This is a genomic window from Klebsiella sp. GG_Kp146, from assembly GCF_040061975.1.
GTDB classification, from domain to species: domain Bacteria; phylum Pseudomonadota; class Gammaproteobacteria; order Enterobacterales; family Enterobacteriaceae; genus Klebsiella; species Klebsiella quasipneumoniae.
Map to the genome: position 1 here is coordinate 38,776 of NZ_JBEAHA010000016.1, position 16,397 is coordinate 55,172.

The 16,397-nt window shown below is 58.4% G+C and carries 16 protein-coding genes; 4 read left to right on the forward strand and 12 right to left on the reverse strand.

Annotated features, from left to right (window positions below):
- Positions 1-22 precede the first annotated feature (22 nt).
- Positions 23-481 carry a xanthine phosphoribosyltransferase gene (gene gpt, locus ABLU95_RS18440; RefSeq protein ID WP_002889733.1) on the reverse strand — a complete coding sequence of 153 codons (459 nt, stop codon included), beginning with the start codon at positions 479-481 and terminating at the stop codon, positions 23-25.
- Between the two features lie 257 nt (positions 482-738).
- Between gpt and pepD the strand changes: the two genes are divergently transcribed.
- On the forward strand, positions 739-2,196 hold the full coding sequence (gene pepD / locus ABLU95_RS18445; RefSeq protein ID WP_348880156.1) for a cytosol nonspecific dipeptidase: 1,458 nt from the start codon (positions 739-741) through the stop codon (positions 2,194-2,196).
- 45 nt (positions 2,197-2,241) lie between these two features.
- On the opposite strand, the gene ABLU95_RS18450 is transcribed toward pepD, so the two are convergent.
- Together ABLU95_RS18450 and dinB are read right to left on the reverse strand one after the other, a co-directional pair.
- Positions 2,242-2,688: a GNAT family N-acetyltransferase gene (locus ABLU95_RS18450; RefSeq protein WP_044521129.1), complete on the reverse strand. Its 447-nt coding sequence runs from the start codon at positions 2,686-2,688 to the stop codon at positions 2,242-2,244.
- A gap of 2 nt (positions 2,689-2,690) precedes the next feature.
- Positions 2,691-3,746 (reverse strand): DNA polymerase IV, encoded by a 1,056-nt coding sequence (gene dinB, locus ABLU95_RS18455; protein ID WP_048296767.1) that lies wholly within the window; start codon positions 3,744-3,746, stop codon positions 2,691-2,693.
- Between the two features lie 159 nt (positions 3,747-3,905).
- On the opposite strand from dinB, the gene ABLU95_RS18460 reads away from it, so the two are divergent.
- Positions 3,906-4,766, forward strand: a complete 861-nt coding sequence (locus ABLU95_RS18460) for a glycerophosphodiester phosphodiesterase family protein (RefSeq protein WP_032453039.1) — start codon at positions 3,906-3,908, stop codon at positions 4,764-4,766.
- Positions 4,767-5,028: 262 nt separating this feature from the next.
- On the opposite strand, the gene nqrM is transcribed toward ABLU95_RS18460, so the two are convergent.
- Genes nqrM through ABLU95_RS18495 form a run of 7 tightly spaced genes read right to left on the reverse strand, consistent with a single transcriptional unit; the run spans position 5,029 to position 11,089 of the window.
- Positions 5,029-5,244 (reverse strand): (Na+)-NQR maturation NqrM, encoded by a 216-nt coding sequence (nqrM, locus tag ABLU95_RS18465; RefSeq protein WP_004204638.1) that lies wholly within the window; start codon positions 5,242-5,244, stop codon positions 5,029-5,031.
- 2 nt (positions 5,245-5,246) lie between these two features.
- A complete protein-coding gene (gene nqrF / locus ABLU95_RS18470; RefSeq protein WP_004204637.1) occupies positions 5,247-6,470 on the reverse strand; it encodes an NADH:ubiquinone reductase (Na(+)-transporting) subunit F in 1,224 nt (407 codons plus the stop codon).
- 12 nt (positions 6,471-6,482) lie between these two features.
- A complete protein-coding gene (gene nqrE, locus ABLU95_RS18475; protein ID WP_004177335.1) occupies positions 6,483-7,079 on the reverse strand; it encodes an NADH:ubiquinone reductase (Na(+)-transporting) subunit E in 597 nt (198 codons plus the stop codon).
- A gap of 6 nt (positions 7,080-7,085) precedes the next feature.
- The gene (locus ABLU95_RS18480; protein WP_023288507.1) at positions 7,086-7,724 is read right to left on the reverse strand and encodes an NADH:ubiquinone reductase (Na(+)-transporting) subunit D; all 639 of its coding nucleotides are present in this window, start codon (positions 7,722-7,724) and stop codon (positions 7,086-7,088) included.
- Positions 7,717-8,511 carry a Na(+)-translocating NADH-quinone reductase subunit C gene (locus tag ABLU95_RS18485; RefSeq protein WP_032453038.1) on the reverse strand — a complete coding sequence of 265 codons (795 nt, stop codon included), beginning with the start codon at positions 8,509-8,511 and terminating at the stop codon, positions 7,717-7,719. The genes ABLU95_RS18480 and ABLU95_RS18485 overlap by 8 nt, the downstream gene beginning before the upstream one ends.
- Positions 8,504-9,742: an NADH:ubiquinone reductase (Na(+)-transporting) subunit B gene (locus ABLU95_RS18490; RefSeq protein ID WP_023288505.1), complete on the reverse strand. Its 1,239-nt coding sequence runs from the start codon at positions 9,740-9,742 to the stop codon at positions 8,504-8,506. Before ABLU95_RS18490 ends, ABLU95_RS18485 begins: the two co-directional genes overlap by 8 nt.
- A 3-nt stretch (positions 9,743-9,745) precedes the next feature.
- Positions 9,746-11,089: a Na(+)-translocating NADH-quinone reductase subunit A gene (locus ABLU95_RS18495; protein WP_032453036.1), complete on the reverse strand. Its 1,344-nt coding sequence runs from the start codon at positions 11,087-11,089 to the stop codon at positions 9,746-9,748.
- Positions 11,090-11,500: 411 nt separating this feature from the next.
- On the opposite strand from ABLU95_RS18495, the gene dpaA reads away from it, so the two are divergent.
- A complete protein-coding gene (gene dpaA / locus ABLU95_RS18500; protein WP_023288503.1) occupies positions 11,501-12,241 on the forward strand; it encodes a peptidoglycan meso-diaminopimelic acid protein amidase in 741 nt (246 codons plus the stop codon).
- On the opposite strand, the gene ABLU95_RS18505 is transcribed toward dpaA, so the two are convergent.
- Both ABLU95_RS18505 and lpcA read right to left on the reverse strand, forming a co-directional pair.
- Entirely contained in the window at positions 12,212-12,979 is a 768-nt protein-coding gene (locus tag ABLU95_RS18505) for a class II glutamine amidotransferase (protein ID WP_348874438.1), read from the reverse strand. The genes dpaA and ABLU95_RS18505 overlap by 30 nt on opposite strands.
- A 74-nt stretch (positions 12,980-13,053) precedes the next feature.
- Positions 13,054-13,635, reverse strand: a complete 582-nt coding sequence (lpcA, locus tag ABLU95_RS18510) for a D-sedoheptulose 7-phosphate isomerase (protein WP_004145825.1) — start codon at positions 13,633-13,635, stop codon at positions 13,054-13,056.
- 239 nt (positions 13,636-13,874) lie between these two features.
- Here lpcA and fadE point away from each other — a divergent pair, with 239 nt between their 5' ends.
- Entirely contained in the window at positions 13,875-16,319 is a 2,445-nt protein-coding gene (gene fadE / locus ABLU95_RS18515; RefSeq protein WP_243805414.1) for an acyl-CoA dehydrogenase FadE, read from the forward strand.
- The last annotated feature ends 78 nt before the right edge of the window (positions 16,320-16,397 follow it).

Here is a 16,397-nt window from a genome sequence, read left to right on the forward strand (position 1 = left end):
TAAATAGCACTGTCCTGAAGAATTAACGACCTGCGATAGGCGGTACAAACACCACGCCCATATCCCACGGCTGTTCAATCCAGGTATCCTGCGGAATATCAACCACGTAATCATCGACCAGCGGACGGCCTGCCGGTTTGGCGAAAATGGTGACGAAGTGCGCTTTGGGATACATTTCGCGGATCGCCACGGCGGTCCCGCCGGTATCCACCAGATCGTCGATAACGATAAAGCCTTCGCCATCGCCTTCCGCACGTTTCAGCACTTTCAGCTCGCGCTGGTTATCATGGTCGTAGCTGGAGATGCATACGGTATCAACATGACGAATGCCCAGTTCACGCGCCAGTAAGGCTCCCGGTACCAGTCCACCGCGGCTAACGGCAATAATGCCTTTCCATTGCTCAACCGGCAGCAGACGGCTGGCCAGTTTGCGGGCGTGAATCTGCAACATGTCCCAGGTGACGACGTATTTTTCGCTCATGTGAAGTGTCCCAGCCTGTGTAATACGGCTTAAATAATGTTCGAGGGGGAAAATGGTTGCGCGAGATTATAGAGATCTGACGCACTAAAAACCAGTGTTAAGCGGTTTGCGCAACGCTTTTTGCGTTGTTTACACTACCTGCGGCGGTGGAAAGTGGTATTCTCACCCCCATCGCGCAAGCCCGGGCTTGTTGTGTATTTTAACGCTAACCCTCGTCCTGCAACCGCTGTATGCAGGAGTCTGTAAGGAGACTTACCGTGTCTGAACTGTCTCAACTATCCCCGCAGCCGCTTTGGGATATTTTCGCCAAGATTTGCTCCATCCCGCACCCGTCCTATCACGAAGAACAGCTCGCCGAGCACATTATGGGTTGGGCAAAAGAACAAGGCTTACACGCGGAACGCGACCAGGTTGGCAACATTCTGATTCGTAAAGGCGCGACTGCCGGTATGGAAAACCGTAAGCCGGTAGCGCTGCAGGCGCACCTCGATATGGTGCCGCAGAAAAATAACGACACCGTCCACGACTTCGCCAAAGATCCGATCCAGCCGTACATTGACGGCGAATGGGTGAAAGCGCGCGGCACCACGCTGGGCGCGGACAACGGTATCGGGATGGCGTCCGCACTGGCGGTACTGGCCGACGACAGCGTCGCTCACGGCCCGCTGGAAGTGCTGCTGACCATGACCGAAGAAGCCGGTATGGACGGTGCCTTCGGTCTGCAGGCCAACTGGCTGCAGGCCGATATCCTGATCAACACCGACTCCGAAGAAGAAGGCGAAATCTATATGGGTTGCGCCGGCGGGATCGATTTCACCTCTAACCTGGCGCTGACCCGCGAAGCGATTCCGGCCGGTTTCCAGAGCTTTAAAGTGACCTTAAAAGGGCTGAAGGGCGGCCACTCCGGCGGTGACATCCATCTCGGTCTGGGTAACGCCAACAAGCTGCTGTCGCGCTTCCTTGCCGGTCATGCCGATGAGCTGGATCTGCGTCTGGTCGATTTCAACGGCGGTACGTTGCGCAACGCCATCCCGCGCGAAGCATACGCTACTGTCGCCGTCGCCGCGGATAAAGCCGATGCGCTGAAAGCGCTGGTGAATACTTACCAGGCGCTGCTGCAAAACGAGCTGGCGGCCAAAGAGAAGAACCTGGTGGTGCTCCTGGAAGCGGTAGAGAACGACAAAGCGGCGCTGACTCAGGCCTCCCGCGACGGTTTCATCCGCCTCCTGAACGCCACGCCGAACGGGGTTATCCGCAACTCTGACGTGGCGAAAGGCGTAGTAGAAACCTCGCTGAACGTCGGCGTCGTCACCATGACCGATGACAATGTGCAGATCCACTGCCTGATCCGCTCGCTGATCGACAGCGGCAAAGACTATGTGGTCAGCATGCTGGAATCTCTGGGTAAACTGGCGGGGGCGAAAACCGAAGCCAAAGGCGCTTACCCTGGCTGGCAGCCGGACGCCAACTCGCCGGTGATGCACCTGGTGCGCGAGACTTACCAGCGTCTGTTCAACAAGACGCCGAACATCCAGATCATCCACGCCGGTCTGGAATGCGGCCTGTTCAAGAAACCGTATCCGGAGATGGACATGGTCTCCATCGGGCCAACCATTACCGGTCCGCACTCCCCGGATGAGCAGGTCCATATCGAGAGCGTCGGCCAGTACTGGACGCTGCTGACCGAGCTGCTGAAAGCCATTCCGGCTAAATAAGCATCACCACCGGCGGCAGCCCGCCGCCGGTTTCTCCCCCTCACCTTAGCGTCCCGCGCTTTCCATCCGGTAGTTAATAAACCACTCCCCGCGCGCCGCCACCCGCTGCTCAGCCACCACCTTAAAGCCATGGGCCGTAAAACAGGGTCTCGCGGTAATGCTGGCGTCCACCGTCAGGATTTGCGCAGGATACTGAGCGCAGAGCGCCTCGATAAGCGCGCCGCCGATACCCTGCCGGCCGTGATCCGGCGAGACAAAGAGCAAATCGATATGCGTCCCGATGGCGGTGATAAAGCCAACCGGTTGACTCTCTATCTCCGCCACCAGCCCGTTTGCATCAGCCAGCTTTTGCCGCCAGCGCGTCTCATCCACCTGCGCCCAGGCCGCAATCTGCGCCGGAGTATAGTCCCGGCAGGCCGTTTCCCGCACCGCGCGCAGGAATATCCGACAGAGCAGTGGTAAATCGTTGTCGCGGTAAGGACGAATGTGCATGGTTAAATCCCTAATAAAAGCTGCCTTTCCAGCTGCGGATCGAGCAGCGTCACGTGGAGCCCAACCAGGCGCACGCCACGTCCGCCGCGGCGCTCATCCCAGGCCTTGTGCGCGGTGGCAATCAGATCCGCTTTGTTCAGCTGCGGCCAGACGTGCTCCTGGGTGGTCAGCTGGAAGTCATTGAATTTCAGTTTAATACCCTGACGGGCGATCAGCAGGTCCGGTTTGACCTTCGCCAGCCGGCGCTCCAGTTCGGGATAGAGATTTTCGATAATCGCTTCGCACTCTGACCATTCATGGATATCTTCCGCTAATGTCCGCTCTACCCCCACTGACTTGCGCTGCCGGTCGTTATGGATTTCCCGCTCATCAATCCCGTGGCTGCGCTCCCACAAAATACGGCCGAATTTACCGAAGCGCTTAAGCAGCATGGCCAGATCGCTGTTCTGTACATCGCCACAGGTACGCAGGCCCATATTTTCCAGCTTCGCCGCCGATACCTTCCCGACGCCGGGTATTTTCGCCAGCGGCAGCGCCCGTACAAACTCAGCCACCTGATGGGGAGCAATAACGAACTGGCCGTTGGGTTTATTCATGTCGGAGGCGATTTTGGCAAGAAACTTTACCGGCGCTACCCCCGCCGAGGCGGTGAGGCGCAGCTCCCGTTCGATGGTTTCGCGGATCTCCTGGGCGATCAGGGTGGCCGACCCGTGACAATGCACGCTGTCGCTGACATCAAGATAGGCTTCATCCAGCGACAGCGGCTCAATGCGCGAGGTATAGCGGGAGAAAATTTCGCGGATATGGTTCGAGGCTTCTTTGTAGGCATCAAAGCGGCCGGGAAGCAGCGTGAGATGCGGGCACAGCTTGAGCGCCGTCGCCGTCGGCATGGCGCTACGCACGCCAAACTTACGCGCAGGATAGTTCGCGGTACTAATCACGCCACGCTGTACCCGACTGCCGCCTATCGCGAGAGGTATATCGCGCAACGCCGGGTTGTCGCGCATCTCCACCGCCGCAAAGAAACAGTCCATATCGACATGGATAATTTTACGCATCGTCAGACTCAACACTGTATACCCATACAGCATAGCAAAACTCGCTGCGAATTTTATGCTTTTTTTATTTCATCGCCCGGAAAAGCGGTTAAAACATAAAACTGCAATAAATTATGTTTATTTTCATAAAGTTAACCGATAAATCTGGAAGATATAATCATGAAGAAAATACTTACCGCACTTTGCCTGCTGGCCTCCGCCGGCGCCTGGGCCGCCCCGCAGCTGATTGCCCATCGCGGCGGCACCGGCGATGCGCCAGAGAATACCCTGCCGGCCATTAAGCTGGCGCTGGAGAATAACGCCGAGGCCATCTGGGTCACGGTACAGTTAAGCCACGACGGCGTGCCGGTGCTCTACCGGTCAAGCGATCTTTCCGCATTGACCAATAGCGAGGGCAACGTTTCCAGTTTGACCGCCGCCGAGCTGGCGAAAGTCGATGCCGGCTGGAAATGGGGTGATGACAGCCACCCCTGGCGCGGCAGGCAGGCCACCATTCCCACGCTGCAAGCCGTTTTGCAGCAATGGCCGCACACGTTCTTCTACATCGACATTAAATCTCCGGATGCCGACCCGACCGTGATGGGCGAGCGCCTGCTTGCGGTGTTAAAAGCTACGCACAGCCTCGATCGCGTGCGGGTCTATTCCACCGAAGACCGCTATATCGCCGCGCTGCCGCCGGCTATTCCCCGCTTCGTCACGCGCAGCGAAACCCGCACCAGACTTGCCAGCATTTCGCTCAGCCATCAGTGCCAGCCTGCCAGCCAGCGCGAAGGCGAGCAGTGGTATGGGCTGGAGCTGAAGCGCAAGGTAGAGGTGGTGGAGAAATTCACCCTTGGGGAAGGGGTCTCCCCGGCGACGCTCACCTGGGATAAAGAGGCGATGGATTGCTTCCGCTCGCAGGGTAAAGCGCACATTATCTTCTTCGGCATCAACAGTGCGGAAGATTACCGCACGGCGAAAGAGCTGGGCGCTGACGGCGTGATGGTCGATTCCCCGGCGCAGGCGAAAAGCTGGCAGTAAGCGAGTCAATGGCTAAAAAAGGCCGCGAAAGCGGCCTCACGTTGCTGGCATGTTGTTGCCGGGTGGCGGCTACGCCTTACCCGGCCTACCCTTCCAGGACTGGCTGTTAACTCACCGCCGGGCCTGGGGCAGTTGAAACTGCCGGTGCTGGCCGGAGCCCGGGGGTGGCGGCGACTGGCCGCCCCCGGTGCGCTCCCTGCGCCATGAGTGGCATCACGCAAAAGAAATATCGGGAGCGCAATCTGCCCGGAAACCTCACAGATTACAAAATGCGCCGCTGCTGGCGCTGCGCCTCGCGGGCGAGACGTTTCTTACGCGCGTCGCAGGGCTCAGGACAGTCGCAGACTTTTTCCAGTCCCAGCGAGGAGATCCCGCCGCAGCTGCCCTGAATGCTCTTGCGCTTCACCAGGTAGCCCAGCGACATCCCGAGGATCACCAGCGCAAAAATCACAAAGGTTGCGACAAACACCGTCAGCATCGTCAGCCTCCAAAGTCGTCGAGCAGAATATTCTCGTCCTCGACGCCCAGATCCTTCAGCATCTTAATCACCGCGGCATTCATTACCGGCGGCCCGCACATGTAGAACTCGCAGTCTTCCGGCGCCGGATGATCGCGCAGATAGTTCTCGTACAGAACGTTATGGATAAAGCCGGTATGCCCCGTCCAGTTATCTTCCGGCAGCGGATCGGAGAGCGCAACGTGGAAGGTAAAGTTCGGGTTATCCCGCGCCAGCTGTTCAAACTCATCATCGTAGAACATCTCGCGCAGCGAGCGCGCTCCGTACCAGAAGCTGATTTTACGTGTGCTGTGCAGGCGCTTGAGCTGGTCGAAAATATGCGAACGCATCGGCGCCATCCCGGCGCCGCCGCCGATAAACACCATCTCGGCGTCGGTCTCTTTGGCAAAGAACTCGCCGAACGGCCCCGAAATCGTCACCTTATCGCCCGGCTTCAGCGACCAGATATAGGACGACATGATCCCCGGCGGGGCATCCGGCACCTTCGGCGGCGGCGTCGCAATGCGCACGTTGAGCATAATGATGCCCTTCTCTTCCGGATAGTTAGCCATCGAGTAGGCGCGCAGGGTCGGCTCTTTCACCTCAGAGACGTAGCGGAACAGGTTGAACTTGTCCCAGTCCGAGCGGTATTCATCCGGGACATCGAAGTCAGCATAGGCCACTTTATGCGGTGGGCATTCGATCTGAATATAGCCCCCGGCGCGGAACGGCACCACCTCCCCCTCGGGGATCCGCAGCTTGAGCTCTTTAATGAAAGTGGCTTTGTTATCATTGGAGATAACTTCGCATTCCCATTTTTTGACGCCGAAGATTTCTTCCGGTAGCTCAATCTTCATGTTTTGCTTCACCGCGACCTGGCAGGCCAGACGGCAGCCGGCTTTGGCTTCGCGTTTGGTAATATGCGAAAGCTCGGTCGGCAGGATATCGCCGCCACCCTCTTTGATAGTCACCCGACACTGGCCGCAGGAGCCGCCGCCGCCGCAGGCGGAGGAGACAAAAATCCCGTTGCTGGACAGCGTGTTCAGCAGCTTATCCCCCGCCGGGGTACGGATCTGCTTATCCGCTTCGTTATTGATCTCAATAACCACGTCGCCCGCGTTCACCAGCTTTGAGCGCGCTGCCAGGATAAGCCCCGACAGCACCAGCACAATCAGCGTGAACATCACGACGCCAAGAATAATTTCCATACTTATTCGCCCTTATAGCTGCACGCCGGAGAAGGACATAAAGCCCAGCGCCATCAACCCGGTAGTGATAAAGGTGATCCCTAACCCGCGCAAACCGGCAGGCACGTTGGCGTACTTCATCTTTTCGCGGATCCCCGCCATCGCCACGATCGCCAGCATCCAGCCGATGCCGGAGCCGAAGCCGTAAACGATGGATTCCGGGAAGTTGTAATCACGCTGCACCATGAACGACACACCGCCGAAAATCGCGCAGTTAACCGCAATCAGCGGCAGGAAGATCCCCAGCGCGTTGTATAGCGCCGGGAAGTACTTATCGAGGATCATCTCGAGGATCTGCACCAGCGCGGCGATCACCCCGATAAAGGTGATGAAGTTCAGGAAGCTGAGGTCTACCCCCTCCACCAGCGCGCCGTCGCGCAGCACCAGGTTATACACCAGGTTGTTGATCGGTACGGCAAGACCCAGCACCACCGTCACCGCAACGCCGAGGCCGAAGGCGGTGGAGACCTTTTTCGACACCGCGAGGAAGGTACACATCCCGAGGAAAAAGGCCAACGCCATGTTCTCAACAAACACCGCGCGGACAAAAAGGCTAATGTAATGAGCCATCATCGATTACTCCTTTTCCTGCTGTTCAGGCTTCCAGCTACGCAGGGCCCAAATCAGTAAACCGATAATGAAGAACGCGCTCGGCGCCAGCAGGAACAGGCCGTTCGGCTGATACCAGCCGCCGTTCTGCACCGTCTCCAGCACCGTGATACCGAACAGCTTGCCGCTGCCGATAAGCTCGCGCAGGAAGCCGACGATAATCAGGATCGCGCCGTAGCCGAGACCGTTGCCGATACCGTCCATAAAGCTGGCCAGCGGCGGCGACTTCATGGCGTAAGCTTCAGCGCGGCCCATCACGATGCAGTTGGTGATGATAAGCCCGACGAATACCGACAGCTGCTTGGAAGTCTCATAGGCGAAAGCCCGCAGTAGCTGATCCACCACGATAACCAGCGAGGCGATGATCGCCATCTGCACGATGATGCGCACGCTGTTGGGAATGTGGTGGCGGATCATCGAGATAAACATGCTGGAGAACGCCGTCACCAGGGTCACCGCAATGGTCATCACGAAGGCGGTTTCCAGCTTAGTGGTGACCGCCAACGCGGAGCAGACGCCCAGCACCTGCAGGGCGATGGGGTTATTGGCGATGAGCGGCCCCACCAGCACGCGCTTCACCTCTTTCATCTCGCTCTGTTCAGCCATTGTTCAGCCCTCCTTCACGCACCTTTTTCAGGAACGGACCAAAGCCCAGTTCACCCATCCAGAAATCAAAGCTGTGCTGTACGCCATTTGACGTCAGCGTGGCGCCCGATAAGCCATCAACCGCATGCAGGTCACCAGCGCGCGCGCCGCCTTTGACCACTCTCAGCGCCGGCATGCCGTTGTCATCCAGCACCTGCTTGCCGACAAACTGCTGGCGCCAGTTCGGGTTCTCCACTTCGCCGCCCAGCCCCGGGGTCTCCCCCTGGTCATAGTAGGTAATGCCTTTCACCGTGCGGCCATCGACGTCCAGCGCCACGAAGGCGTACATCATCGACCACAGGCCATTGCCATAAATGGGCAACACCACCTGCTCAATCTTCTGCTGCGCGTCGCGCACCAGGTAGATTTCCGCCAGATTGCTGCGGCGTTTAATCCCCGCCGGATCCTGGCTGGCATCCAGCGCCATACTCTGCTGCGGATCCTTCAGCGCCTGGGCCTGATTGAATTTTGCCGGGTCTTTCTCCAGCAGCTCGCCGGTCGCCAGATTCACCAGTCGCGGCGAAATGCGCGCCGCGAAGGTGTCGGCGACCGCATCAGCATCCATGCCGGGCTGCATCAGGCCGGACACCGCCAGGATATTACGCTGCTTATCCAACGCCCGCTGCGCCTGCTGGCGGGATTTCAGCCCCACGGCCGAGCCCGCTACCACGATGGAGCAGACCAGACAAAGCACCAGCACCACCAGCAGCGTTTTGCCGATGCTATCGTTACTTTTCTTCTCAGCCACGCGACTTCCTCCGCTTAATATTGGCCTGCACCACCAGGTAATCGAACAGCGGTGCGAAGAGGTTGGCGAAGAGGATCGCCAGCATCATCCCTTCCGGATAAGCCGGGTTCACCACGCGGATCAGCACGCACATCACGCCGATCAGCACGCCGTAACTCCATTTTCCTTTATCGGTAAACGAGGCGGATACCGGGTCCGTCGCCATAAACATCATGCCGAAGGCGAAGCCGCCGAGTACCAGATGCCAGTACCATGGCATAGCGAACATCGGGTTGGTGTCGGAGCCGATAACGTTAAACAGGGTAGCGGTGGCGACCATGCCGATCATCACCCCGGCGACGATGCGCCAGGACGCGACGCGGCCAAAGAGGATGATCGCGCCGCCGATCAGGATCATTAGCGTGGAGACTTCGCCAATCGAGCCCGGAATATTGCCGAGGAAGGCGTCCATCCAGCTCACCGGGATGCCGGTAGCGACGTTAACCAGCGCTTCACCGCCGCCGCTGGCCCACTGGGAGAGCGGCGTAGCGCCGGAAAAACCGTCCGCCGCCGTCCACACTAGGTCGCCGGAGATTTGCGCCGGATAGGCGAAGAACAGGAACGCGCGCCCTGCCAGCGCCGGGTTGAGGAAGTTGCGCCCGGTACCGCCGAAAATCTCTTTAGCGATCACCACCCCGAAGGAGATCCCCAGCGCCGCCTGCCACAGCGGCAGCGTGGGCGGGACGATCAGCGCGAACAGAATCGAGGTGACAAAGAAGCCTTCGTTGATTTCATGCTTGCGCACGATAGCGAACAGCACTTCCCAGAAGCCGCCGACGATAAAGACGGTGATATAGATCGGCAGGAAAAAGACCGCCCCCAGGGTCATCATGCTCAGCCAGCCGGCGTCGGCGCTGAAGCTCACCCCTAACCACTGGGCGACGCTATAGTGCCAGTTGTTGGCGATCGCCTGCTGCAGTTGTTCGGCGCCGTAAAGCTTATGCAGCGCCGGTATGGTCTGCAGCCCGACGTTATACATCCCCCAGAACATCGCCGGAAAGACGGCAAACCACACGAGGATCATCAACCGCTTGAGGTCGATGGCGTCGCGCACATGCGCCGCGCCGCGGGTGACCTGGCCTGGTGTGTAGAAGATGGTCGCCGCCGCTTCATACAGCGGATAATATTTTTCCAGCTTGCCGCCGTGCGTGAAATGCGGCTCAATTTTTTCAATCAGATGCTTTAAGCCCATCTCTTATCCTTCCTGCTCAATCCGGGTTAATACGCTGCGCAGCGCAGGGCCATATTCATACTTACCGGGGCAGACGTAGGTGCACAGCGCCAGATCTTCTTCATCCAGCTCCAGACAGCCCAGCGCCTGAGCGCTGTCGGTATCCCCGGCCAGCAGATCGCGCAGCAGTATGGTCGGCAGGATATCCAGCGGCATCACCCGCTCGTAGTTGCCGATCGGCACCATCGCCCGCTCGCCGCCGTGGGTATCGGTAGAGAAATGAAAGCGCTTGCGCCTGAAGAAATGGCCCAGCGTGGTGCGGGTTATCGAGAACTTCTCTTTGCCCGGCATCACCCAGCCGAAGAGCTCTTTTTCCCGCCCTTCTTTAACCACGCTCACCTGCAGATGGAAGCGCCCGAGGAAGGCGTGAGGGCCATGGGCGCGGGTGCCGCTGAGCACCGAGCCGGAAATGACCCGGTTCTCCCCCTCCTGCAACTCGCCTGCCAGCAGATCGTCCAGGCTGGCGCCCAGCGTCGTCTTGACCAGTCGCGGCGATATCACCTGCGGGCCGCCGAGCGCGATCACCCGTTCGCAGTAGAGCTCCCCGTCGAGAAAAAGCTTACCAATGGCGATCGCGTCCTGATAATTGAGGTGCCAGACCTGCTTATTCAGGCTCACCGGCTCGAGGAAATGAATATGCGTTCCCGGCAGCCCCGCCGGGTGCGGCCCGCTAAACTGGTTAAAACTGACCTGGCCGACAGGATGACCGCCGAGCTTGCCGCCGCTGGGCTGGCAGACGTGGACTTTCCCGTCGGTCAGACGCGTAAGCACGGTAAGGCCAGCGTCGAAAGCGGCCCGTTCGGCCAGAATAATCGGCTGCGGCTCCGCCGCCAGCGGATTGGTATCCATGGCGTTGACAAAGATGGCGGCCGGCACGCTGCCCGGGAGCGGCGTTTTACTGAATGGCCGTGTGCGCAGCGCGGTCCACTGGCCCGACGCCAGCAGCTGCTGCTGCACGGTGTCGCGCGGCAGTTCAGCCAGCGCGTCCGCGGCGTAACGCGTAAACGCCACCGCGTCATTGCCCTCGATATCAATCACCACCGACTGCAACACGCGCCTTTCACCGCGGTGGATCGCGCTGACGACCCCGCTCGCCGGGGCGGTAAAGCAGACGCCGGGGTTCTTTTTATCTTCGAACAGGATCTGACCTTTTTTGACCCGATCGCCTTCTTTGACCGCCATGGCGGGACGCATGCCGACGTACTCTTCGCCGAGTAGCGCGACGCGCTTCACCGCTGGCGCGGGAGAAATCTGCTGTAATGGCATGCCAGCTATGGGCAAATCCAGCCCTTTTGTGATTTTAATCATATCGTTAGCAGGTATCCGTAACCTCAACCCCGACGCAGGCCGGGGCCAGCTTATTGACAGGATGGCAGAGAAGAAAGGGCGAAACGGCGCCAGATGCGCTCAGGACGGAAGAGAAGCATCCTTTCTTACTCTGGTGATGAACCGGCGCAAGTGTAACATTTCGTGAGCGTCGGCTGTAGCGCGAGAGGCAATAAGTGCTTCTAAAATGCGAGCTATTGCGCAAAGTTCTCACTGTGTTTTCGTCGCTGGCAGGGTATAAAGTGAGGCGGAATTGTAAACGCCGCCACGTCGCCCTTGCGAAAAAATGCCGTGATGCTAATGTGAGCGCTCTAAATCCAGAAAACTCTGATTTCGGGTCTCTCTTGCCGTCCTGGCAATGTGGCTATTTTGTTTTATCAAGGAACAAGCAGTATGCGCAAAATCGCATTATTTATTGCGATGCTTCTGCTGCCGTGCATGTCATTTGCCGGGCTGCTCAGCAGCAACAGCCCGACGACGCCGGTTAGCAAAGAATATAAGCAGCAATTAATGGGTTCACCGGTTTACATTGAGATCTTTAAAGAAGAGCGCATGCTCGACCTTTACGTCAAAATGGGTGAGACCTACCAGCTCCTCGACAGCTATCGGATCTGCAACTACTCCGGTGGCCTGGGCCCGAAACAGCGCCAGGGCGATTTCAAGAGCCCGGAAGGGTTCTATAACGTCACCCGCAGCCAGCTCAAACCCGACAGCCGCTTCTATAAAGCGATCAATATCGGCTTCCCGAACGCCTACGATCGCGCCCATGGTTATGAAGGGAAATACCTGATGATCCACGGCGACTGCGTCTCTGTCGGCTGCTACGCCATGACCGACAGCGGGATCGATGAGATCTTCCAGTTCGTGACCGGCGCCTTAGTCTTCGGTCAGCCAAGCGTGCAGGTGAGTATCTATCCGTTCCGCATGACCAACGCCAATATGGAACGCCACAAATACTCCTACTATGCGGATTTCTGGAAACAGCTGAAGCCTGGCTATGATTATTTCCAGCAAACCCACAAACCGCCGGTCGTATCAGTGACCGACGGCCGCTATGTGGTGAGCAAGCCGCTCAGCCACGAGGTTGTCCAGCCGCAGCTGGCCTCAAACTATACGCTCCCCGAGACAAAATAACGCCCACTCGCCTGGCATGATCTTATGCCAGGTCTCATTGGCCGTCAGCGGCTGCGTGGCGATAACCGTGACCACATCGTTGGGTGTGGTCTCGCGTTGAAAGTCGATCTCCACATCCTGGTCCAGCAGTTTTGCCACGCCGAACGGCGCCCGCCGGGTGATCCAGTGCAGGTTGGTCGAGCAGAACGCCATCACATAGCGTCCGTCCGACAGCAGCATGTTGAACACCCCTTTCTCACGCAGTTCCCCCGCCAGGGTGGCGATATACTTAAATACTCCCGGCATATTGCCCGGCGTACGCGGGTAGCGCTCGGTTAAGCGGTGCAGCAGCCAGCAGAAGGCCTTTTCACTGTCGGTTTCACCGACCGGGTGGAAATTGCCGGTTTTCAGCGACTTATAGCCTTTGAGCTGCCCGTTGTGCGCGTAGGTCCAGTTACGCCCCCACAGTTCGCGGGTGAACGGATGCGTATTCTCCAGGGCCACCATCCCGCGATTGGCCTGGCGGATATGCGCGACGACGGAACAGGACTTAATGGGGTAATCCTGGACCAGTTTCGCGATCGGCGACTGAAAGCTCGGCTGCGGATCTTTGAATGTGCGACAGCCTTTGCCTTCATAGAAGGTGATGCCCCAGCCGTCTTTATGCGGCCCCGTCCCGCCTCCGCGCTGTACCAGCCCGGTAAAGCTAAAACAGATATCTGTTGGCACATTGGCGCTCATCCCGAGCAGTTCGCACATAGATCACCTCACCATCACAAATCACGACGGCGCCGAAGCGAGGCCGCCGTCAACAGTACACACTCACCTGCCTGTTAGCCTTTCGCCATCTCTTTTTCGATCAGCATAATCAGGATATGGATCACTTTGATGTGGATCTCCTGAATGCGGTCGGCGTAGCCAAAGTGCGGCACGCGAATTTCTACATCGGCGCTACCGGCCATTTTACCGCCGTCCTTACCGGTCAGGGTGATCACTTTCATCCCCTGGGCCCGCGCGGCCTCAATGGCCTTGATTACGTTGCCGGAGTTGCCGGAGGTGGAGATGCCGAGCAGCACATCGCCCGCGCGGCCAACGGATTCAACGTAGCGGGAGAAGACATACTCATAGCCAAAATCATTGCTCACGCAGGAGAGATGGCTGACGTCGGAGATCGCAATGGCCGGATATCCCGGGCGGTTTTCGCGATAACGTCCGGTCAGTTCTTCCGCAAAATGCATCGCATCGCAATGGGAACCGCCGTTGCCGCAGGACAGCACTTTACCACCCGCCTTAAAGCTATCCGCCAGCAGGACAGCGGCACGCTGGATAGCATGGATATTGGCTTCGTCCTGCAGAAAGTTAGCCAGCGTTTCCGCGGCTTCGTTCAGTTCGTTACGAATAAGATCCTGGTACATGAGGATAATCCTTCAGTATGAGTGGAATAACCCTGGCAGTGTACCGGATAGCCGCCGAAGCGAGAAGCAGCAGGCTGCGTTATCCCCCGCCCTTTTGATTTTATGTGCCGCTTTTGCATACAACAATGTGAGCAAGGTTGTAATTATTTTGTAAACACATTGCTAAATAAAAAGGCATGCACTACAACCAATACATCACAAGTGGTCAGACCTCCTACAAGCACAGGGAGCATTTCTCTATGATGATTTTGAGTATTGTTGCAACCGTTGTTTTACTCGGTGCGCTCTTCTATCACCGGGTCAGCCTGCTGCTCAGCAGCGTGATCTTGCTCGCCTGGACCGCAGCGCTCGGCGCGGCCGGTCTGTGGAATATCTGGCTGCTGCTGCCGCTGGCGATCATTCTGTTGCCGTTTAACTTTGCGCCTATGCGTAAATCCATGATTTCCGCACCGGCGTTTCGCGCCTTCCGCAAAGTCATGCCGCCGATGTCGCGTACCGAAAAGGAAGCCATCGACGCCGGGACCACCTGGTGGGAGGGGGATCTGTTTCGCGGTAATCCTGACTGGCATAAGCTGCATAACTATCCGCAGCCGCGTCTGACCGCCGAAGAGCAAGCCTTCCTCGACGGCCCGGTGGAAGAAGCCTGCCGGATGGCTAACGACTTCGCCATCACCCACGAAATGGCCGATCTGCCGCCGGAGCTGTGGGCGTATCTGAAAGAACACCGCTTCTTCGCGATGATCATCAAGAAAGAGTATGGCGGGCTTGAATTCTCCGCTTATGCCCAGTCGCGGGTGCTGCAGAAGCTCTCTGGCGTCTCCGGCATTCTGGCGATCACCGTCGGCGTCCCGAACTCACTGGGCCCGGGCGAGCTGCTGCAGCATTACGGTACTGAAGAGCAGAAAAACCATTACCTGCCGCGTCTGGCGCGCGGGCTGGAGATCCCCTGCTTCGCACTCACCAGCCCGGAAGCGGGCTCCGACGCCGGCGCCATCCCGGATACCGGCGTGGTCTGCATGGGCGACTGGCAGGGCCAGCAGGTGCTGGGTATGCGCCTGACATGGAACAAACGCTACATTACGCTGGCGCCTATCGCCACCGTGCTGGGACTGGCCTTTAAACTTTCTGACCCGGATCGTCTGCTGGGCGGGGAAGAAGAGCTGGGCATCACCTGCGCGCTGATCCCGACCTCCACCCCGGGCGTGGAAATTGGCCGTCGCCACTTCCCGCTTAACGTCCCGTTCCAGAACGGTCCAACCCGCGGCAAAGATATCTTCGTGCCGATCGATTACATCATCGGCGGGCCGGGGATGGCCGGTCAGGGCTGGCGCATGCTGGTTGAATGTCTGTCGGTGGGCCGCGGTATTACGCTGCCGTCCAACTCCACCGGCGGCCTGAAATCGGTGGCTATGGCGACCGGGGCTTACGCCCATATTCGCCGCCAGTTCAAAATCTCGATCGGTAAAATGGAAGGCATTGAAGAGGCGCTGGCGCGCATTGCCGGTAATGCTTATGTGATGGATGCTGCGGCCTCGCTGATTACCTACGGCATTATGCTCGGCGAGAAACCGGCGGTGCTCTCCGCGATCGTGAAATATCACTGCACCCACCGCGGCCAGCGCGCCATTATCGACGCAATGGATATTACCGGCGGGAAAGGCATTATGCTGGGCGAAGGCAACTTCCTCGCCCGGGCATATCAGGGCGCGCCTATCGCCATCACCGTGGAAGGTGCGAATATTCTGACCCGTAGCATGATGATCTTCGGTCAGGGTGCGATTCGCTGCCATCCGTACGTGCTGGAGGAGATGGCTGCCGCACAGAACAACGACCTGAACGCCTATGACAAGCTGCTGTTCAAACATATCGGCCATGTCGGCAGTAACAAAGTACGGAGTTTCTGGTTGGGCCTGACCGGCGGACGCACCAGCAGCGCGCCGACCCGCGACGTCACCCGCCGCTACTATCAGCAAATGAACCGTCTGAGCGCTAACCTGGCGCTGCTGTCAGACGTCTCGATGGCGGTGCTGGGGGGCAGTCTCAAGCGTCGCGAACGTATCTCCGCGCGTCTGGGGGATGTGTTAAGCCAGCTGTACCTGGCCTCGGCGGTGCTGAAACGCTATGACGATGAAGGACGCAATGAAGCCGATCTGCCGCTGGTTCACTGGGGGGTGCAGGATGCGCTGCATCAGGCCGAGCAGGCCATCGACGATCTGCTGAAAAACTTCCCCAATCGTCTGGTGGCTGGCGCAATGCGCCTGGTCATCTTCCCGACCGGTCGTCATCACCATGCGCCGTCGGATAAGCTGGACCATAAAGTCGCTAAAATTCTGCAGGTGCCCAGCGCCACCCGCTCCCGCATCGGTCGCGGTCAGTACCTGACGCCGAGCGAGCATAACCCGGTCGGCCTGCTGGAAGAGGCGCTGCTGGAAGTGATGGCGGCCGATCCTATCCACCAGCGTATCTGCAAAGAGTTGGGTAAAAATCTGCCGTTCACCCGTCTCGACGAACTGGCCGCCCATACCCTGGCGAAAGGCTTAATCAGTCAGGATGAAGCCGCCATTTTGACCCGAGCAGAGCACAGTCGCTTGCGCAGCATTAACGTTGACGACTTTGCGCCAGAGGAGCTGGCAACCCAGCCGGTAAAGCTGCCGGAAAAAGTTCGCAACGTTGAAGCCGCATAATAAAACAACAACCACATCACACGCCGGGCGGGGAATTTTCCCCGCCTTTTTTTCGTCTCTCCTTCCCCCGCCGTTCCT